Annotated in this window: 19 protein-coding genes, 1 tRNA gene and 3 pseudogenes; 5 read left to right on the top strand and 18 right to left on the bottom strand. The window is 61.2% G+C overall.

Translation table 11 applies throughout. From position 1 onward, the window contains the following. Window positions 1–18: 18 nt before the first annotated feature. From ABID58_RS17785 to ABID58_RS17770, 4 genes are all read right to left on the bottom strand, one after another. The gene (locus ABID58_RS17785; protein ID WP_092227477.1) at window positions 19–285 is read right to left on the bottom strand and encodes a hypothetical protein; all 267 of its coding nucleotides are present in this window, start codon (window positions 283–285) and stop codon (window positions 19–21) included. Between the two features lie 141 nt (window positions 286–426). Then, entirely contained in the window at window positions 427–804 is a 378-nt protein-coding gene (locus ABID58_RS17780) for a TIGR02301 family protein (RefSeq protein WP_148752141.1), read from the bottom strand. A 47-nt stretch (window positions 805–851) separates the two neighbouring features. Continuing rightward, entirely contained in the window at window positions 852–1,286 is a 435-nt protein-coding gene (locus tag ABID58_RS17775; RefSeq protein ID WP_354033594.1) for an NUDIX hydrolase, read from the bottom strand. A 59-nt stretch (window positions 1,287–1,345) separates the two neighbouring features. After that, entirely contained in the window at window positions 1,346–1,843 is a 498-nt protein-coding gene (locus ABID58_RS17770) for a hypothetical protein (protein ID WP_354033592.1), read from the bottom strand. Window positions 1,844–1,906: 63 nt separating this feature from the next. Here ABID58_RS17770 and ABID58_RS17765 point away from each other — a divergent pair, with 63 nt between their 5' ends. Then, window positions 1,907–2,665 (top strand): SOS response-associated peptidase, encoded by a 759-nt coding sequence (locus tag ABID58_RS17765; protein ID WP_354033590.1) that lies wholly within the window; start codon window positions 1,907–1,909, stop codon window positions 2,663–2,665. Between the two features lie 11 nt (window positions 2,666–2,676). On the opposite strand, the gene ABID58_RS17760 is transcribed toward ABID58_RS17765, so the two are convergent. From ABID58_RS17760 to ABID58_RS17735, 6 genes are all read right to left on the bottom strand, one after another. Then, window positions 2,677–3,870: a CaiB/BaiF CoA transferase family protein gene (locus tag ABID58_RS17760; protein ID WP_354033588.1), complete on the bottom strand. Its 1,194-nt coding sequence runs from the start codon at window positions 3,868–3,870 to the stop codon at window positions 2,677–2,679. A gap of 38 nt (window positions 3,871–3,908) precedes the next feature. After that, window positions 3,909–4,838: a glycine/sarcosine/betaine reductase selenoprotein B family protein gene (locus tag ABID58_RS17755; RefSeq protein WP_354033586.1), complete on the bottom strand. Its 930-nt coding sequence runs from the start codon at window positions 4,836–4,838 to the stop codon at window positions 3,909–3,911. A gap of 284 nt (window positions 4,839–5,122) precedes the next feature. Next, a complete protein-coding gene (locus tag ABID58_RS17750; protein WP_354033584.1) occupies window positions 5,123–5,704 on the bottom strand; it encodes an NUDIX hydrolase in 582 nt (193 codons plus the stop codon). A gap of 20 nt (window positions 5,705–5,724) precedes the next feature. Continuing rightward, window positions 5,725–6,159, bottom strand: a complete 435-nt coding sequence (locus ABID58_RS17745) for a GNAT family acetyltransferase (RefSeq protein WP_354033810.1) — start codon at window positions 6,157–6,159, stop codon at window positions 5,725–5,727. A 2-nt stretch (window positions 6,160–6,161) separates the two neighbouring features. Then, complete coding sequence (locus ABID58_RS17740) at window positions 6,162–7,589, bottom strand: FAD-binding oxidoreductase (protein ID WP_354033583.1); 1,428 nt, start codon at window positions 7,587–7,589, stop codon at window positions 6,162–6,164. Between the two features lie 22 nt (window positions 7,590–7,611). Continuing rightward, on the bottom strand, window positions 7,612–8,595 hold the full coding sequence (locus ABID58_RS17735; protein WP_354033808.1) for an L-threonylcarbamoyladenylate synthase: 984 nt from the start codon (window positions 8,593–8,595) through the stop codon (window positions 7,612–7,614). Window positions 8,596–8,669: 74 nt separating this feature from the next. Here ABID58_RS17735 and ABID58_RS17730 point away from each other — a divergent pair. After that, window positions 8,670–8,746: transfer RNA gene (locus ABID58_RS17730), tRNA-Pro, on the top strand. A gap of 267 nt (window positions 8,747–9,013) precedes the next feature. Here ABID58_RS17730 and ABID58_RS17725 read toward each other — a convergent pair. Then, window positions 9,014–10,282, bottom strand: coding sequence for a site-specific integrase (locus ABID58_RS17725; protein WP_148771923.1), 1,269 nt, complete (start codon window positions 10,280–10,282; stop codon window positions 9,014–9,016). Between the two features lie 957 nt (window positions 10,283–11,239). Between ABID58_RS17725 and ABID58_RS17720 the strand changes: the two genes are divergently transcribed. Beyond that, entirely contained in the window at window positions 11,240–11,626 is a 387-nt protein-coding gene (locus ABID58_RS17720; protein WP_085398455.1) for a hypothetical protein, read from the top strand. After that, window positions 11,623–12,258 (top strand): DUF6036 family nucleotidyltransferase, encoded by a 636-nt coding sequence (locus tag ABID58_RS17715; RefSeq protein WP_085398454.1) that lies wholly within the window; start codon window positions 11,623–11,625, stop codon window positions 12,256–12,258. The genes ABID58_RS17720 and ABID58_RS17715 overlap by 4 nt, the downstream gene beginning before the upstream one ends. A gap of 67 nt (window positions 12,259–12,325) precedes the next feature. On the opposite strand, the gene ABID58_RS17710 is transcribed toward ABID58_RS17715, so the two are convergent. From ABID58_RS17710 to ABID58_RS17700, 3 genes and pseudogenes are all read right to left on the bottom strand, one after another. Further along, window positions 12,326–15,112: a caspase family protein gene (locus ABID58_RS17710; protein ID WP_354033581.1), complete on the bottom strand. Its 2,787-nt coding sequence runs from the start codon at window positions 15,110–15,112 to the stop codon at window positions 12,326–12,328. A gap of 3 nt (window positions 15,113–15,115) precedes the next feature. After that, window positions 15,116–15,451: a hypothetical protein gene (locus ABID58_RS17705; protein ID WP_085398452.1), complete on the bottom strand. Its 336-nt coding sequence runs from the start codon at window positions 15,449–15,451 to the stop codon at window positions 15,116–15,118. 230 nt (window positions 15,452–15,681) lie between these two features. After that, window positions 15,682–15,942, bottom strand: a pseudogene (locus tag ABID58_RS17700) (short-chain fatty acyl-CoA regulator family protein); the annotation flags it as partial. Window positions 15,943–16,107: 165 nt separating this feature from the next. On the opposite strand from ABID58_RS17700, the gene ABID58_RS17695 reads away from it, so the two are divergent. Beyond that, window positions 16,108–16,317 carry a cold-shock protein gene (locus ABID58_RS17695; RefSeq protein WP_085398462.1) on the top strand — a complete coding sequence of 70 codons (210 nt, stop codon included), beginning with the start codon at window positions 16,108–16,110 and terminating at the stop codon, window positions 16,315–16,317. Here the strand turns inward: ABID58_RS17695 and ABID58_RS17690 are convergent, their stop codons facing one another. The 4 genes and pseudogenes from ABID58_RS17690 to ABID58_RS17675 form a co-directional block, all read right to left on the bottom strand. Next, window positions 16,318–16,623 (bottom strand): hypothetical protein, encoded by a 306-nt coding sequence (locus ABID58_RS17690; protein ID WP_148771925.1) that lies wholly within the window; start codon window positions 16,621–16,623, stop codon window positions 16,318–16,320. Between the two features lie 528 nt (window positions 16,624–17,151). Beyond that, window positions 17,152–17,501, bottom strand: a pseudogene (locus ABID58_RS17685) (hypothetical protein). A gap of 162 nt (window positions 17,502–17,663) precedes the next feature. Continuing rightward, window positions 17,664–17,825, bottom strand: coding sequence for a hypothetical protein (locus tag ABID58_RS17680; RefSeq protein WP_354033580.1), 162 nt, complete (start codon window positions 17,823–17,825; stop codon window positions 17,664–17,666). A gap of 283 nt (window positions 17,826–18,108) precedes the next feature. Then, window positions 18,109–18,260 (bottom strand): annotated as a pseudogene (locus tag ABID58_RS17675) (IS630 family transposase); the annotation flags it as partial.

Raw genomic sequence — 18,260 nt, 5'->3', positions numbered from 1 at the left:
GGGCGTTGCTGGCGGTCTTTACTGCCTTGCGAGGCAGACCGAAAATTCGCCGTTGCGGATGCGCGCAGGAAAGCCCTCGACGAATTTCGCCACCGCGTCCTCGCCATAGGTGCCGACGAGCTCGGCAAGCGCCGCAAACAGGCTCGCCTGCGCCAGGCAATCGCCGTCGACGCCATCATGGCGCGCTTCGGCCCAGGCCTCGTTGAGATAGCTCAGTGCGGCTTGTTTCTGCTCGTGATCGGGCAGCGGCGCGCGGGCGGGGGCGTAGGAAATCGGCTGGCTCATGAATCTCAATCAGGGCTGGGGCGCGATCCACGGCGATGCGCTGGTGCAAGTGGTGTAGCACGCGCATTAACGACCGCTAGGCCACATCTTTAGGAACGGTTAACGGCTGTGAACAAAGTCGATGACACGGTTCCCGCGAACTCAGTTCGCGTAACGCGCCGTGAGATTCCGCGAGATATTCGAGCCTTCCTCGATATAGCGGCGGATCGCCACCGTCGCCGCCGGCGTGCAGCTCCGGTAGGTCTGCTGAAAGCCGTTATAGCCGCGGTTGAAGCCGGCGATCATGCGGGTGCGGCGCTCGCCGGCGGGGGTTTCGGCATCGATCAACGCCTGCATCTCGCTGCGCCATTTGTTGCCCTCGTTGGTGCCGCAGATGCCGCGCAGATAGTGCAGGCCACCGAGGATCTCGGCCAGCCGCTGCAAATCGGCGTCGAACGGCGCCGCCACGTCCTGGGCCCGGGCGGGCGCGGAAGCGCAGGCGAGAATCAGGACAAAAATGGCCAGAAATCGCGTCGACATCGGCGGGCTGTATGCCCCCTCAAGGCTGATGACGCAAGGCGGGGCGCTCAGGGACCGATCAGCCGGTGGGCGGACTGGATGATCTCCTCCAGCCCCCCGGTCAGCTTGAGGCCGCCAAGGCTCCCCAAAGCGTCCGGGGCAATCCAGCGGTAATCGTCGAGCTCGTCGTTCAGGGCAGGTTCCCTGGCCACCCAGCGGGCGGCAAATGACATGATCAAATAATGGCCGGCACCGGGTGCGGCCGGCAGCACCTCGCGCCAGCCGGCAAGGCTGACGATCTCGATCTCCAGCCCGGTCTCCTCGCCGACCTCGCGGCTCAGCGCCTGGTGCAGCGATTCGCCGAATTCGACCCGGCCGCCAGGCAACGAATAGAACCCCTTGGCGGGCGAGCGGGCGCGGCGGGTCAGCAGCACCTTGCCGTCGCGGAAGATGGCCGCACTGACCGCGATCTGGGGGTGGGTGGGCTGGGCGACCGAGGCCATTTCTTCAGCTACCTGTCTTCAGCTACTTGTCTTCAGGTACTTGTCTTCAGCTACTTGGCTCAAATCGCCATGATGGTGTCGACGTCGGCTTCCGCGCCGCCATTGATGATGCCGCCGCAGGCCGCGATCAGCGGCTTGACCCAGAGGGTGGCCTGCTCGGCGAGCCGGACGCGGATTGTGTCCTTCTCGACCTCGCGCATGGCCGAGCCGACCGCTGATAGAATCGAGGTCATGGTGTCGGTGATGTGGTCGAACTGGGCGCGTACGGATGGCTCGGCCTTCTCATAGGCTTCGATCGCAAGATCCCGCGCCTTGAAGTTCGAGGCGGTGAAATGCTCGGCATAGGACAGCGGCGTCCAGGTCAAAAAATCTTCCGCGCATTCCGGCATGTCCGGGACCATCTCGAGCAGCATCACGGCTTCATTGAAATGGTTGAGATAGTCTGTGGCAAGCCCGGTCCGCGGGTTGATGTTGGCCACGCGCAGCCGGTCGGCCCAGGCCGCGGCTTCGGGGCCCGTCTGTGCGCGCGTCGCGGGTTGGGAGGCCGTTGAGCTCATCCGCCGCAGTGTTAACGTTCGGGGTTAAAAGGACCTGAACGGACCCTATATGGACGCCCCAAGATGTGTGGACGCTTCGTCATAACTTCGGCCCCCGCGGCTTTGCGGCAGCTGTTCGGCTATATCGAGCAGCCGAATTTCCCGCCCCGGTACAATGTCGCGCCGACGCAACCGGTACCGGTCGTCCTGGTCGAGAATGGCGCGCGCCATTTCCGCCTGATGCGCTGGGGTCTGCTGCCGGGCTGGGTCAGGGATCCCAAGGGCTTTACGCTCCTGATTAATGCTCGCTCCGAGACGGCGCTGGAGAAGCCCGCGTTCAAGAGAGCTATACGCCGGCGGCGCGGGCTGATCCCGGCCGACGGCTATTACGAATGGAAGTCCATCGACGGCCGCAAGCAGCCGTTCTTCATCCGTCACGCCGACGGTGCGCCGCTCGGTTTTGCCGCGGTGTTCGAGACCTGGGTCGGGCCGAACGGCGAGGAGCTCGATACGGTGGCGATCGTCACGGCGGCGGCTGGCGAGGATCTGGCCGCGCTGCATGACCGCGTGCCTGTCACCATCAGTCCGCGCGATTTCGAACGCTGGCTCGATTGCAGCAGTGACGAGGTCGATGCGATCCTGCCGCTGATGACGGCCCCGCGCCGCGGCGAATTCGCCTGGCACCCGGTCTCCACCCGCGTCAACCGTGTCGCCAATGACGACGAACAGCTGCTCTTGCCGATCAGCGCGGAAGAGATGGAAGCCGAGGCCGCGAAGCCGAGGAAGATCGCGCGGAAGGTTGCTGCTGCGTCCTCCGACGAGGGGCAGGGGTCGTTGTTTTAGGCGGTCCCCCTCTACACAATCTCCCGCGCCCGTAACGCCGCGATCTCCGCCGCATCGAACCCCAATTCGCCCAGCACCGAATCCGTATCCGCACCCAATTCCGGCGCCATCCGGTCCAGTCTGCCGCCGCCGTGCGCGAGCTTGAAGCCGCTGCCGGCAAAGCGCAGGCGGCCATAGGGCGTGTCGAGCTCCTGGATCGCGCCGCGCGCCTTGATCTGCGGATGGTCGATGACCTCCTCGATCTTCCAGATGCTGGCGCAGGGCGCGCCGGCGTCCTCCAGGATCGTCTCCCATTCGCGCGCAGGCTTTGCGGCAAGCGCCTCCTCGATGATGGCGCGCAGCGCGGGCTCGTTCTCGTTGCGCGAAAACCAGTCGGCGAAACGCGGATCGGACAGCGTGTCCTCGCGGCCGAGTGCAGACATGAGCGCGCGGTATTGTTTTTCGTTGTTGACGGCGAGCAGGATGTAACCGTCGCCCGCCTTGAACAGATTGGCGGTGGTCTTGCGGCTCACCGCCTGGTTGCCCGAGAGCTGCTGGCGATGGCCGGCGACCGACCAGTCCGCGATCTGGCCGGAGAGAAACGCCATCGTCGCCTCCAGCATGGAGACGTCGATGAACTGTCCCTTGCCGGTGCGGTCGCGCTGGTAGAGCGCGCTCGATACGCCAAAGGCGGCCGTTGCGCCCGAGAGAACGTCGCACACCGCAAAGCCGGCGCGAGTCGGCCCTGTTTCCGGATGCCCCGTGATCGCCATGATGCCCGAGAGCGCCTGCATCTTGCCGTCATAGCCGGGCCGCAGGCGATCCGGGCCGGTCTGGCCAAATCCTGACACCGCGCAATAGATCAGCTTCGGATTGATCGCCGAGAGCGCCTCGTAGCCGATGCCGAGCTTGTCCATCACGCCGGGGCGGAAGTTTTCCATGACGACGTCGACGGTCGCGGCGAGCTTCTTCACGATCGCGACGGCGTCGGGCTTTTGCAGATCCAGCGTCAGGCTGCGCTTGTTGCCGTTGATGGCCTGGAAGGCCGGCGCCAGCCCGCGCCCCGCCCATTCGCGCGCGAGCGGCGTGCGGCGCATGTCCTCCCCCTCGCGCCGCTCGACCTTGATGACGTCGGCGCCCAGTAGCGCGAGCTGGTAGCTCGCATAGGGGCCGGCCAGCACTTGCGTGAAGTCCAGGATCTTCACGCCCTCGAACGGTCGCGTCACGTCTCTCTCCCCTCGTTGTTCTATTTTGTCGGAGGACGTCAGGCGGCGCGATTGCCGCGCGCGATCTCCTTCTGCTTGTCGAACTCGGCGCGGCGGCGTGCCAGCTCTTCGGGGCTCATTTGCGCGACGTTGTTGTAGTCGAGCTTCCAGGAGGCGTCCTCACTCCAGCGCAGCGGCGATTGCATCGTGGTCTGCGGCCCGCTCGCGGTCTCCAGTACTTTCAACGCCAGCTCCAGCGTCTGCGCTTGCGAAGCAATGTCGTGCGGCTTGCCGGCGGAATTGCCGAGCGGGAAGTCCGAGAACAAAAAGCGCGGCACAGCGGCGTGCTCGATGATGTCCTTCGCGCAGCCCATGATCACGGTCGGAATGCCGCCTGCCTCGAGATGCCGCGCCACCAGCGCGGTGGTCTGGTGGCAGACCGGGCAGTTCGGCACCAGCACGGCGGCGTCGACCTTGTCGGCAATGCAGCGCGCCAAAATCTCCGGCGCATCGGTGTCCAGCGTGACGCGATGGCTGCGATTGGTCGGCGCGCCGAAGAAGCGCCGGCTCACCTCGCCGATGCGGCCGGCGGCACTGGCCTTCAAAAGCTGCGGCAGCGGAAACCAGGTGCCGTTGTCGGTCGCCGCGGTGTGCTTGCGGTCGTAGCCGATATGCGAGATGCGCAAATCGTGCTGCTTTGAGGTGTCGCCGTCATAGACCTGGTAAAACTTCGCGCTGCCATTATACGCCGCGCCCGGCCCCTGATCGCCTTTGGCCGGATCGTAGGGCGCCGCGGTCGTGATGATGGTGACGCGCGATTGCGCGAGCGGCTTCTTCAGCTTCTGGAACGGCGCCTCGGTATAGTGCGCCCAGCGATACGGCGTGACGTAGCCGATCGCGTTGTAATAGTCGCGCGTCCGCTGCATATATGGAACGGGGGAATCATAGTCGGGCGCAAAGCCGAATTCATCGTCGCGCGGGGCAGACATGGGCGCGTCTCCTGGTTCTTGTTGAAGCCAGACTAGAGATAGTCCGCGGTTTGCTCAACAGGCGCCACGGCTGTGCAGGCCAGAATTGCAATGCGCAATGGCTCGCCGCGAGGCAGCTGCGCTCCCTCGCCCCGCTTGCGGGGAGAGGGTTGGGGTGAGGGGGAGTCTCCGCGAGGACGGCGACAGTGGGATTCGCGGAGGCTCCCCCTCACCCGGAATTCAAGCTGCGCTTGAATTCCGACCTCTCCCCGCAAGCGGGGCGAGGTGAAGAAAGCCCGCGTCACCTACCTGAAAATATGCAGCGCGGCGTATTGCAGCAGCATGATCGCCTTGGCGTCGATGATCCGCCCATTGGCGATCATCGCCAGCGCCTCGTCGATGCCAAGCTCCAGCACCTCGATGTCCTCGCCCTCGTGCTCGAGGCCGCCGCCATCGCTGACGCGCATTTCCGGCTCATATTCGGCGACGAAGAAATGCAATTTTTCGGTCACCGCGCCCGGGCTCATGAAGGCCTCGAACACCTTGTGGACGTCGTGCAGGCGATAGCCGGTTTCCTCCTCGGCTTCGGCGCGGATCCGCACCTCAGGCGAGGCGTCGTCCAGCACGCCGGCGGCCGCCTCGATCAGGAGATCGTCGTAGCCGCGGATGAACGCCGGCAGGCGGAACTGGCGCACCAGGATCACGCTGCGCCGGGCGCGATTGTAGGGCAGCACGGCGGCGGCATTGTCGCGCTCATAGGTTTCCCGGTGCTGGGTCTGCCACTCGCCATCGGCGCGCCGGTAGTCGAACGTGGTGTTCTTCAGGGGCGTCCAGCCGTCCGAGAGCACGCGGACGTCCTTGATACGGACGCGGTCGGAAATGGTCATTGCTGTCTTCCGGCTAGGAGCTAGGTGGGAGCGCGGCCGTCGAGCCACTTCTGGAACATCACCGACGTCGATTCCTCGAAGCCGAGCGATTGATAGAACGCATTCGCCTGCGCATTCTCGCGCCGGACCAGGAGCTGGAGCTTGACAATCCCGGCCTGCCGCAGCCAGTCCTCGGCCGCCGCCATGATGACGCGGCCATGGCCGCGCTTGCGTCCATCCGGATCGACCGCGACGTAATAGACCCAGCCGCGATGGCCATCATGGCCGACCATGACGGTCGCAACGATCGCGCCGCCATCGCGGCCGATCAGGATCGTCGAGTTGTCGCGCCGCCGCGCCAGCGCGATATCGGCATGCGGATCGTTCCACGGCCGCGTCAGGCCGCAGCGCTGCCACAGCGCGACCACCGGCTCGACATCGGCATCCTGGATGGCGTCGATCGTAAGGGCGGACACGCTCACAGCACTTTCCCCGGGTTCATGATGCCGTGCGGATCGAGCATCGCCTTGATTGCGCGCATCAGCTCGATCGCGGTCTTGTCCTTCACCTCTGGCAGCTCGTCGCGCTTGAGCACGCCGATGCCGTGCTCGGCCGAGATCGAGCCGCCCATCCGCAGCACGATCTCGAACACAACAGCGTTCATCTCGTGCCAGCACGCCAGGTAGTCCGCGGTGTTGGCGCCGATCGGCTGGCTGACATTGTAGTGCAGATTGCCGTCGCCGAGATGGCCGAACGGCACCGGCCGCGCGCCGGGGATCAGCTTCACCACGGCGGCGTTGGCCTCCTCGATGAAGGCGGGCACGGCGGCGACGGGAACGGAGATGTCGTGCTTGATCGAGCCGCCCTCGGGCTTCTGCGCCGACGACATCTCCTCGCGCAACTTCCAGAAGTTGCTGCGCTGGCTGAGATTGGCCGCGATCACGGCATCGTCGACGATTTCCTCCTCCATGGCGCGGGCGAGGATTGTCTCCAGCGGCGTGCGGGCGTCGTCGCCGGGAGAGGACAATTCCATCAGCACGTACCAGGGATGCTTCTCCGCAAGCGGATCGCGCACGTCGATGCCGTGGCGGACCGAGAAATCCACCGCCATCTCCGAGAGCAGCTCGAAGCTCGTCAAAGCATTGGCGGCCTCGCTCTGCGAGATCGTCAGCAGCTTCAGCGCCGCCGCCGGCGATTTCAGCCCGACATAGGCCGTCTCGACCGCCCGCGGCTTGGGAAACAGTTTTAATGTCGCCGCCGTGATGATGCCGAGCGTGCCTTCCGCGCCGATGAAGAGGTTGTGCAGATTGTAGCCGGTGTTGTCCTTCTTCAGCTTCGACAGCACGTTGAGCACGCGTCCATCGGCGAGCACCACTTCCAGCCCCAGCGCCATCTCGCGCGCCACGCCATAGGCGAGTGCGGCGGTGCCGCCGGCATTGGTCGACAGATTGCCGCCGATGGTGCAGCTGCCTTCCGCGCCGAGCGACAACGGAAACAGCCGGTCCACGTCGGCAGCCTTCTGCTGCGCGACCTGCAGCACTACGCCGGCCTCGCAGGTCATGGTGTTGGAGGCGGTGTCGACCTCGCGGATCTTGTCGAGCCGGCGCAGCGACACCACCACCTCGCCGTTGTGCGGCGTCTGCCCGCCGACGAGCCCGGTGTTGCCGCCCTGCGGCACCAGCGCGATTTTATGCTCGGAGGCCAGCTTGCAGATCGCGGACACTTCCGCGGTCGAACCTGGCCGCAGCACCAGCGGCGAACGACCGTGGAACAGGTTACGCTCCTCGGTGACGTAGGCCTCGATGTCGACCGCATCGGTGATCGCGTGGCGCTCGCCGACGATCTTGCGGAATTGTTCGATCAGCTCGGGCGCAAGCGGAGGAGTGGCCGATTTATTGATGTTCATTGTTTCGTCTCTTGCTTCGCTCTTATCTCGCCACGGCAGCCCGGCGCAGCCGGTCGTTGATCGCCTCTCCCAGATCGTCTTCGGGGATCGTCATCACGGCAATCGCCCGCGGCCTCTTCGCATCGAGGGCGCGAAGATAGCCGAACAGATTGGCGGCGGCTTCATCGAGATCGCCGGCGGGCGACAAATTCATGACGGCTGACGCGGCGTCAAGGCCGGGCAGGCGCGCGGGGCCGAATGCCAGCAGCGCTTCACCCGGCGCCACCTCGCGCGCATCGAGCCGCACGGCCGCGCGCGGCGCGTAATGCGAGGCCATCATGCCCGGCGCCAGCGGCTGGCTGTCGTCGCTCCCGGCCTCCACCGGCGGCCGCACCAGGGCTGCGCCCAGGACGGCCTCGATCCGTTCGCGCGACAGCCCGCCCGGCCGCAGCAGCAGCGGCGCCTCGAAGCAGCCGACAATGGTCGATTCCACGCCCACCGCAACCGGTCCGCCGTCCACGATCAGGTCGATCCGCCCCGCAAGGTCACTCTCGACATGGGCGGCCAGCGTCGGGGAGACATGGCCGGAGATATTTGCCGACGGCGCCACCACGGCCCCGCCAAAGGCGCGTAAAATGGCTTCGGCCACCGGGTGGGCGGGAATGCGGATCGCGACGGTGTCGAGGCCCGCAGTGGCTAGATCGGCGACCGGACAACCATCCGTCTTCGGCACCACCAGCGTCAGCGGCCCCGGCCAGAACGCCTCGGCGAGCTTCAGGGCGCGCGCATCGAACCTCCCGATGCGCCGTGCAGCCGCGAGGTCCGCGACGTGGGCGATCAGCGGATTGAAGGCCGGCCGCCCCTTGGCGGCGTAGAGATGGGCGATCGCGGTCGCGTTCGCCGCGTCCGCGCCGAGCCCGTAGACCGTCTCGGTCGGAAACGCGACCAGTCCGCCGGCGGCCAAGGTCCGGGCGGCGGCTTCCGCGCCGGCCTGGCCGGCTGGTAAAATCGACGTTTCAAGACGCATTTTCACAGGGACAAAATTCCTCAGCTCGGCCGCTTGCGGTGCGTGAAACCCGACGCTATAAGCCGCCTTCTTGTCGGAGTGTGGCTCAGCCCGGTAGAGCACTGCGTTCGGGACGCAGGGGTCGCAGGTTCGAATCCTGCCACTCCGACCATTATTTCAAATACTTATACTTTCGATGATTTTTGCGCGCAACGAAATGCGCAACGAAATGGCTCGATCGGAGCAGTGTGGTGGCTGTAGAGCTCGATTCTGCATACGAGCGTTGGAGTAAGGCCGTGCACGCGCTTGTCACAGCCAACGATCGGTTTCTGCAGATTTCGCCGAGGGATCCTGAGAAGTCCGGGGCTTGGGCGAAGGCCGCTCAATCTGAGCTCGACGCTGCAGCGAACGAAATCGATCCCAAGTTCCCCGCGCGGGACTAGCGTTGGCCGCCAAACGCCTCAGCGGCTTCTTCCTGGAATTCAGGATGGTGATGACCGTAGTTTGCCTCAAGCTGCTCTACCGTCATTCCAAGCCAGCCAGCAGCCTCCCACATATCGACGCCGGCCTGCATCAGCCACGTCGCTGCTGTATGGCGTAGCGAATGCCGGACAACATCCTCGCCAAGCCCCGCGTCCTGCAGAATACCTTCCCAAGCTGACCTGATCTTGCCGGCAAGCGGCTGGCCATCGTGAATGCGGTTCACGACGAATCTGATTTGTTCGCCGTTCTCCAGAATGCCGGCCGCGCGCAGTTCGCTCGATCGCATTTGGTCGATCTTGCGCCAGCGGACCAAGTGAGGGCGCAGGCGGCTAGCGATCTTTGCCGGAGGGCGCCGTTTCTTAGTTGACCGTTCCAGGGCGCCTTTGCCCTGATAGACCATGCCGTCGAGGTTCATCCATGGATGCGTGGTGGTGGCGAGCCATTGTGTGCGCCGAATCGTTTCCTCGCGCCGCGCGCTGTAAACGCCAATCAGACAAAAGCGGGCGGCCGGATAGCGTCGCCGGATGATCCACCGCTCCCGGCGCAACAGCTTGCCATCTTCCTTTCGTTTCCAGGATTTTCGCTCGTTATCCCACACGTAGCCGATCGCGGCACCGAGCAGGCGCGCGGCTTCGTTGCGCGTCAGCCAGCGGTGGCGGCCTTCCGCCTTGGGAGGTAGGGTAATCTTCGGAACGACGCTCAGCGTGTGCTCCGCATGGTACGCGTTGATGGCAGCACGTAAATCCTCAAGCCGGCGCCTAGCGGTTTGCTCGGAAACTTTGCCTTGACGTGGCTTAAACCCGGCCTGCCTGTTGTTTTCATTCGGCGTGTTCGTGGACCAGTCCACGAAGTCGCGGCACAGCTGGGCCTTGAGCTTGCTCACTGTCTTGTCACCGAAGAAGCCATTCAGATCGAGGAGCCGGATGAGCAGTAGATCATGCTGCGCCCAGGCTCGCTCGTCACTCTTATCCTTTGGCCGTTTGGATACCTCGTAGGCAGTAAGGACGTCGGCTATGGCGAGGACCCCAGGGTCACTTGCCCCGATTGTGGTTGGGTGCCGTCCGCCGATGTAGGTTTCGAGCGCTTTCGCAGCGCCGTCAATGTCGTCGCGGCTGCAACCTGTGCGGATCTGCCGTCGCTTTCCCTCCGATCGATCGAGGATGACCCAGCATCCGTCGTCTTCTCGGAACCAGAGTCGCGGCGGCTTGGCTTTGCGGCCCGGCATGATGGCTTTACCAATTTGCGGATAGCACGAGGCGTCGTCAAATCTTTACCTGCCACTTTGGCGATTTCAAGAGTCCCAACTGCCGCTGCCCTGCGCAGTGATGATAATGTCAGTGGACCTTGCGGAAAAAACACGGCGACAGCCTCGCTAAAGGTCATCGCTTCATCCTCGTTCCATTGGGAGGGATCCGGTCGTGCTTTCGCGCGCGCAAGCTTGTCGGCATTTCGCTTGGGCATGTGTTGGACCCGGGACCTTTGCTTCCGCTGTTCTGATCAACGTGTAAGCAAAATCTGCCCTTCGTGAAGCTTGATGCCTTGGCCGGTGCGGCAATCGGCGACTTCCGAGTACAAATTGGACGATCGAGGACTCTGAATCATCGCATTCCCAAATGGCGTGATGTTCGGCTTCAACGAAAATTCGTGGCCATTCCCAAATCGTCCATCCGTAAAGCAGTGTCCCTCCGTCTCTCGCAACCTTTGCGGGAACGTTGCTGAAGCACTCGCTGGCAACGGCGCCGGGCTCAGGCAAGACTGAGATCCAGACAGGCTGTCGGTCTGGGCTGAGTTCGCGGCAAAGGGCCAGGATGGGCTCGGAGATCTCCCGCGGGGAGGGGTAAAGGTTCTCTGGAAGATCTCAGTTCGTATCGCCGGCATGGCCTCCATTCCCGTTTTGGGCCTGAAAGGAGGATTATCGCTCTTGAGGCGATAGATCGAGCTAAGATATTGATTTGTCTTATCAATATCCCCATATTTAGTTGAGTAAGACGCTTGCTGGTCGGAGGTCAGGTTCCTTAGACCTTGGCGATTTTCCGGGTTTTTGCCCCGTTGCCCGAGCTTATCGGAACTGCTAGTTTGAACGGACAGGGAACATCCGCCGTCCAAGAGGATTGGTGGGTAGCTGGATTTTTAAGGGTCGATGCCCTATTTTCCACCCTGAGATAGGCACTGGTCGAGAGCCATGAGCGTCCGGATCAACCGGGAATACGTGAACGACACCGCGAAGCTGATCATGCATCGGCTTATTGCGCGGCAGATCGGTCGCGACCCGTCGCTGGTCGAAAGGGCTAAGGATTCTTTGGCCCATAACTACCAGCGTTTCGAAGGCTACGCTTTCGTTCGCGAGTGGTCGGACATGCTTGGCTTTCCTCCTTCTACGGTCCGCCGCCGTCTGACGAGCCGCGACGAAGAGATGACGCGTCTGCGTCTGTCCTCACCTTTCGTTTTGGCGGAAGGCATCAATTTCGAGGACGACACTCTGCGCCGTCGTATCTGGAAGGCGGCGAAGCGGATTGCCGAGAGATCTGCGATCCATCAGACCGCGGGACTTCCGCGGATGGCTGCGTGACACAAAACTCGTTTGTTCGCACTATTGAAGACCTTGTCGAGACAGTCAGGGTGATCGCCCGGCTATTTAAAACCGACAAGGTCTTCATCATCGGCAGCCAAAGCATCTTGCTTTCATGGCCAGACGCACCAATCGTCCTACGCACCTCTGGCGAAATCGACGCTTATCCGGAAAACGCGAAGATTTGGGAGATCCAGCAGAAGGAACTGGATCCCGAAGACGATCCAGAGGCTTCAGAAGAGATCAATGCCCTCTATGGCGAGGGCTCTAAATTCCATCGCGAGCACGGCTTCTATATCGACGGTGTCGACGAGAACACCGCGCGGCTTCCTGAAGATTGGAACAAGCGGGCGATCACCAAGACGGTCGATGTCGACGATCGAAAGGTCCTAGCCGTTGCCCCATGTCCTGAGGACATCATCGTATCCAAACTCGCTCGCTTGTCCGACAAGGACAAGGAGTTCGTGGAAGGCTACCACCAGGCGCGACCGTTCGATCGCGAGCTCGTTGTCGAGCGCATCAAGGCGACGAAGCTTGAGGCCGAACTTCAGGAGCGAGCCATAAACTTCGTGCGCGGCCTTGCGGATGCGCCGAAAGCAGATGCTGCGGCAGGCAAGACGGTCGGATCATAGCCGTTGCCGGCTGTGCAACCTATCGCGCCTTGATTCAGCGTCGCGCGTCGGCGGGGGGCGTTGCGCTTCAGCGCTTCTCATTCAGGTCCTCCAATTCGATCGAAGCAAACACTCTCACCGCCAAGCTTGCGATGTCCGCACGCAATTCTGGTTCGATTTCAGTAGCAGCGAGCGCGCTTAGCTCCGTGACCCACCTCTTTTTTTCCGCAACAGGGCGATCACGCAGGTACTCCTGCACAATCAAGACCTCGGATCTGCGACGGCGCGCATCACCTCGGAGGCTCGACACCAATCTTAACAAGCCTTCCGGGGTGGGCGGATCTTGCCGATATCTAATTTCCGCTCGCGCAGCCAACATCCAATCGACGTATGCGCGCGGTGCGAGAAATCCGCGCCAGTCAGAGAGGTTTATTCCTGGAATTGGATTAGGCAGATCGAAAAGCTCTTCCTTCATTCGGGGGTCTTGATAGCCGCGAGACGCCATGCGTGCGAGCATCCCGAGCTTGAGGTCGACAAGTGATTTGATTTGGTCGCGTCCTTCAGTCGTTTCACCGTGAAAAATATAGTCCGATATGTCTTTTCTAAGCGGACCGAGCCACGATAGACCTTCCGCATAGGCATCGAGCCCGGGGGCAATAGATTCCATGCCATTTGTCTTAGCTATTCTCTCGATTGGTTCATCCAGACGCAGGAAGCGCTGCTTTGACTCGGAGGACATCTTTGCAACGCCAACACTCAGAGTCTGCAGGGCGCGATCGGGACGCGACAGCGCCTCTGAGAACAGTTGCGCCCACATAGGCGGCACTTTGTCTGCGGCAATTCTATTCGGCCATCTTTCGACTGTTTGAAAAAGGGCGTCTTCCAACTCTCCCGGAAACCCGCGATCCGCCGCCAAGCGCACAGCCATTCGGAGCCTGTCCTTGGCGCTCACCGATTGTGGCACCTGCGATAACAAAGACCACCCTTTAGACGTGTCTTTGATCGCCTCACGGTGGCAAATTTCCTCGAAAGCTCCGAGAAGCAGTTTGACCACGGTATCGCTACGTTTTCCGTACTTGACCGGGGGCGTCGTGAGATCAGCGAGGATCCTCGCTGGCAGCTCTGGATCAGCTTTCTCCTCCTCCAGCCAAGCAAGGAGAATATCCGCCATCGTGCCGCATCCCGACGTTTTCAGTTCGGAAACTTTGTCGGCATCTCCTTTCGCTAACGCCGTCTCATTTCTCAATCGTCGTCCAAGTGCGTAGGATCTAATCAGGTGGCGAAGTTTGGCGGCGCTAATCACTATGTAGTCAAGTGGATCGGATTCAGGAGATTCCGGTCGTGGCGGCTCCGCTCGTAGGATGAGATCCAGAACTCGGGCTTGGAAGATCAGAAAGTCAAAAAACTCGGGTGCGTCGGCTCTGGCCGCCGAGAGAGACAACGATTGCCAAAAATCGCCCTTATCCCACTCGAGGTACTCGTAGCTTATTGTTGTCGCACATGCGTTGGAATTAAATGTAGCCAAATCCTTGTGCTGGACGACCGGTCTAATCAAGCCGTCCATGTCAGTAGGATGATCGAGGACAGCCGACGCGCCAATGGCGATTAAATGATCTATGTCCATCGGCCGGGGGCCAAACAGCATGCTTGAGTATCTGGATACGCCAGCTCCGCGCCTCTTGAAATCGAAGCTTTCCGGATTGATAAGGTTCAAGTCTGGAGCTGCTTCCTCGGGCATGCCATTGAGTGCCCTAGTGTAAGCGCGGATGCCAGGTCGCAGAGCGCCTTCTATGACCTGTAGCCAGCGGCGCTGGCCGAAACGATCGGTCTGCCACCACACACCCTCGATCTTCCGGCTCAACGCCGCTGCCCTAAGGGACGGCTCTTCGGTGATGTCAGCTACTGTAAATGGGAGCTCGCTTCGTAGCAGGAGATCTCCCGGCAGTGATGGTAACCAGGATGGACCTGCAAACAGTGCCAAATAGCCCTTGGAGCTGAATTCAAGATGCCAGGTCGCGGCATAGATGGTCACGATCGAGAACGCGGCAATTACACAGATAGTGGTGACTACTGAACGCCACCGCGCCAATAGCGCGGTGAACGTTCCAGGCGGTGGGCGAGTTGAGGGGGCGATCGGCAGGTAGATACTATCGCGTGACAGTCCGCCGGAAACCGGCTCCTGCGGGGCTCTCCCTTTGAGATTGAACGCGAGCGCAGGTACTCTTCTCTTTAGGTAGGGAAACAAGGCCTCATCCAGGCTAACGTGCTCCGAGCGAAGCCGCGCCGCTTCGTCGATTTTCTCGAACAACGCCAGCGCAAGCAAACTTGACCCACTGGCGTCAGTTGCAGATTTTAGGAGATCGTCTTCGTAGGCTAGTTGATCCGCTTGACACGAAGCGACGAACAACCTGCAACGAGAGCCTTCCAACCGGCTGAAGAACTCGCTGCCCCAGAATACCGCCTCCGCGTGGCAGCAATCCACAAAGATCAGGACGTTCTTTGCTTGCATTCTACGGAGCGCATCGTCGATAAATTGGGCATCGACGCCTTGGCCAACCTGCGGATGGTCGTACGCGCAGAAGTTGGCGCCGTTTGCCGTACGACGACCGTGACCGGCAAGATAGATCAGCACGAAATCAAGGTTTTGCAGGGTCGCGAGTGTCTCGAGCGAGGATTTAATTGTAAGGTGAGTCGCCTGCGCGTTGAAAAATGCGAAATGTCTCGACTGCTCGCGCGGGAAGGTGTCGGAAACCCACGCGTGGACACGGCGGGCGTCTGCGCTAGCACATTTCAGGGGCAATTCATCCCCTTGGTAGAACCCTTGGGGGTACTCGTCGATTCCAATCGCGAGGGAGGCAAAACGGGCTTGGGCCATCGGCTACCAAACGAAAAAATCTCGGATGCCGGTCGATGAGCCTCTCGATCCCTTAACGCCTGCGGGAGCGTGGGCAATCAGCTTCTGCAGTATTATTGGTGCGGCCAGACCAACGAAGTAGACGTCAAATGGAACTCCGTCAGAGCCGAATCGAACCCACGCGAGAAACGCGCCCACCAAGACCATCGCAATCGTCACAATCCAGTAAAAAACCGACTTTGCGTAGATCGGCACACGACCACCGCGTCGAAGTCCATACCAATGAAGAACCTCCGCCGAGATTCCGCCGGCCGCGCCAACGGAAAAAACGGAAAAATCGCTGCTGAGAGTGGCAACCATGGTGTCCCCGCCATTTGTACAATTTTTGGGTTACGAGGCGCAATTATATCGCGCAGCGAGAAGCCGTAAAGCGCGCGCGGACCTCTTCAGATACTGGCTATACTCGCTTGGCTCCCGAAGTGGACCGCGCTGTCGAACATACGTCGGCTCACCCAACGCCCGCCGGATCTGAAAGTAATCCAGCGATCGGCTCGCGATATCTAGGCGTGTTTTTGAAGGTGCCCGTATAATCAGTCACCGGAGAACCCAAACGGTACGCTTGACGTCCTGAAGTCGTCGGGAAGGAGTTCGCGACCAATTGGAAGCGCTGACCGAGCCGCGCATCTCGGGCGGCGGCAGACGCGACATGCGACGCCGATCGGCGTTGCCTCCTCGGAGCGTGGTCCATGGCCGCCGCGCATATAGACCAATTGCCCGGCGTGCCCGGCTGCGCAGCCAATTGTGATTGCGCGCTCGACGCGGATTGCACCGAACGAGCCTCCGCCGGCGCTGCCCATCGCGCGCATCTCGCCGAAGATGATTTTGACGGGTATACGAACACAAGGTGCGCGAGCTACTTCCGCCGGAGGAGTTTTGGGAGCTGCGCCGTAAGTTCAAGGTGGAAAGCTCAGCAAACCTGATTTATTCTTTCGGAATTGCGTAGCGAGGAGACTAACGTGGCAACCGGCGTGGTAAAATGGTTCAATGCGACCAAAGGTTTCGGCTTCATTCAACCCGATGATGGCGGCCAAGATGTTTTTGTGCACATAAGCGCCGTCGAGCGCGCTGGTCTCTCGGACCTGCGTGAGGGACAGAAGGTCTCTTACGAGGTCAAAGTCGATCAGAGGCGGGGCAAGAGCAGCGCGGAAAATCTGCGCGTATCTTGATCACTGCATTTTTCTCTCAAGATCTCTTAGGAGCGTGTGGAGAAAGTCGCTCGCGCAATCATATCGCGCGCCGCCGCCGGCGATATCATGCGCGCGCGGCTCCACTATACTGCCAACGGTTTCGCGGCCGAGTAAATCAGCTCTTTCAGACCACTGCTGCAATAGACGATCAGGAATGTCTTCCGCGGACCCGAACAGCTTCAGAAGGCATTCCTCACCTTCGGCTTTGTGGTCGTGATGAGCTTTCGCCGCATAGAAAGCGAATAGTCCACGAAAAGCATCACGGGAAACGGCCGGTTTTGCCATTGCAATGTCCCCGGAAAAATTGACTGCTCAATGGGACGATCTTGATTGTCCAGTGCAGGAAAATCCAGCAAAACTTTCGTCGCACGTCACAAGAAAAGGCCGCCCTTCGGACGGCCTCAGGTTGTTCGCTATGCTGATCTAAAATCGTGCTGAAAGCGCCGACGTAGCCTTGTTGCTACGTCAGGCCCCGGGTGTAAATAGATGCGAGATGAACGTTCCAGCCCCGGCCCTAAAATTATGCCAAGGTGATTTGCTTCTGCCAATGTAAATCCGATGAATGCCGGGAAAGAATGCGAATTCCCAGCTTATGTTAGTTTTCGTTTGGAACTCGGCAGGTTGAAATCATGATGATCTATAGAATTGCGTGCTCGACGAACTTGGTAATGCGCTGAGTTTAGACTTAGCGCGACTGCGCAACAGAGTAAGAAGCCAAGGTCAAGGCCGCCGCGATGGTCGACGGACATCGGGTGGCGATCGACGCGTCGCTCTAGTTGGCGCGACGTGGAGCACCTCGTGGGCTTTCAGACATTAGCGTAGCGGCAGTACCAACTGCAGCCTTGTTTCGCTCGCATTGGCGGCGATGAAGGTATCCAGCGCAGGTGTGATCTCCAAGGCCTCATCGATTGCGAGTTGCGCAAGCGCCGTGGCAACCTCAGACGTCGCGTCCCTCGACCAGCCCTCAATAGCTTAAAGGCCACGATCCGCACGGGATAGGTGTATTGTCCAGAGATCAGATCGCGGACGATGGTCTCCAAGTCCGTATCTTCCTCGTCGGTCTCCCGCCAAGCGCAGCCGGCGCGCGCTCCAAAGTCCTCCAACACCAAATAGACGTCACGATCGAGGCGATCAGCCGGTACAATCGAGGGCGAGGACCGCATGAGCTATTCCGAACACAAAGGCTGAGAGAGACGGCCCCGGCTTCAGGGGGCTGGGGGGCATGGCCGGGGCCGCTCTGCCAGCTCTGCACGGGCTGGCAACACTCTCAAGCCGATCTGCTGGCCTGCGTTCCTCGCCGGTCCAGCTGGGAAATTTACGGGTGGTCAGACTGGCGTGCCTATCACGTCGTACTCGAACGCCACGCCCTCAGGATCGTTCTCCTCGAAACACGTTTCCGCGGCATCGATCGTGGAGAAGACCTTAATGTGGTCGACGTCGCCGACCTGTTTGGCGGTGTTCACGTAGACGAAGACGGTCATAGTCATCCTCAGACCACGGATGGCGGAGAGACGGCCGCGGCTTCAGAAGACTTTTGGGCCAGGGCCGGGGCCGCTCCGCCAGCTCGGCAGCGCGCTGGCAAGACTCTCAAGCCGATCTGTTGGCCTTCGTTCCTCGCCGCTCCAGTTGGGCAGACTACGGGTAGAGGCGGTTCATCGTTGTGGGGGCATCGTTCTGGTTTCACGAAACGTTCACATGCGCGGTCAGTCTCAGTGGCTTACTTTGAAAATCACGGTCGCCTAGTTCAGCGTTTTCTTGGTTCGAATCATATCAGGCGGCGTCGGCGAGTTTGTAGGACCAGGTATGGATGACGGGATGGCGATTGATGTCGTCGATGCCAGCCATGATGCGCTCCTTGAGTTCGTGTTTTGAGGCCACCCGGATATGGCGCAGGACTGAACGGGCGAACTTGGAGAAGAACC

Source organism: Bradyrhizobium sp. S3.2.6 (genome assembly GCF_040546885.1).
GTDB lineage: Bacteria > Pseudomonadota > Alphaproteobacteria > Rhizobiales > Xanthobacteraceae > Bradyrhizobium > Bradyrhizobium cytisi.
Note: the sequence above shows the minus strand (reverse complement) of the source record. Positions and strands in the feature narration are given on the sequence as shown.

Bases quoted from the DNA above. Each gene is read 5' to 3' on its own strand.
- ABID58_RS17755 (WP_354033586.1), bottom strand. From the start codon at position 4,838: ATGTCTGCCCCGCGCGACGATGAATTCGGCTTTGCGCCCGACTATGAT.
- ABID58_RS17750 (WP_354033584.1), bottom strand. From the start codon at position 5,704: ATGACCATTTCCGACCGCGTCCGTATCAAGGACGTCCGCGTGCTCTCG.
- ABID58_RS17720 (WP_085398455.1), top strand. From the start codon at position 11,240: ATGAGCGTCCGGATCAACCGGGAATACGTGAACGACACCGCGAAGCTG.
- ABID58_RS17780 (WP_148752141.1), bottom strand. From the start codon at position 804: ATGTCGACGCGATTTCTGGCCATTTTTGTCCTGATTCTCGCCTGCGCT.
- ABID58_RS17740 (WP_354033583.1), bottom strand. From the start codon at position 7,589: ATGAACATCAATAAATCGGCCACTCCTCCGCTTGCGCCCGAGCTGATC.
- ABID58_RS17785 (WP_092227477.1), bottom strand. From the start codon at position 285: ATGAGCCAGCCGATTTCCTACGCCCCCGCCCGCGCGCCGCTGCCCGAT.
- ABID58_RS17775 (WP_354033594.1), bottom strand. From the start codon at position 1,286: ATGGCCTCGGTCGCCCAGCCCACCCACCCCCAGATCGCGGTCAGTGCG.
- ABID58_RS17690 (WP_148771925.1), bottom strand. From the start codon at position 16,623: ATGGCAAAACCGGCCGTTTCCCGTGATGCTTTTCGTGGACTATTCGCT.
- ABID58_RS17725 (WP_148771923.1), bottom strand. From the start codon at position 10,282: ATGCCGGGCCGCAAAGCCAAGCCGCCGCGACTCTGGTTCCGAGAAGAC.
- ABID58_RS17770 (WP_354033592.1), bottom strand. From the start codon at position 1,843: ATGAGCTCAACGGCCTCCCAACCCGCGACGCGCGCACAGACGGGCCCC.
- ABID58_RS17765 (WP_354033590.1), top strand. From the start codon at position 1,907: ATGTGTGGACGCTTCGTCATAACTTCGGCCCCCGCGGCTTTGCGGCAG.
- ABID58_RS17705 (WP_085398452.1), bottom strand. From the start codon at position 15,451: ATGGTTGCCACTCTCAGCAGCGATTTTTCCGTTTTTTCCGTTGGCGCG.
- ABID58_RS17710 (WP_354033581.1), bottom strand. From the start codon at position 15,112: ATGGCCCAAGCCCGTTTTGCCTCCCTCGCGATTGGAATCGACGAGTAC.
- ABID58_RS17680 (WP_354033580.1), bottom strand. From the start codon at position 17,825: ATGACTATGACCGTCTTCGTCTACGTGAACACCGCCAAACAGGTCGGC.
- ABID58_RS17735 (WP_354033808.1), bottom strand. From the start codon at position 8,595: ATGCGTCTTGAAACGTCGATTTTACCAGCCGGCCAGGCCGGCGCGGAA.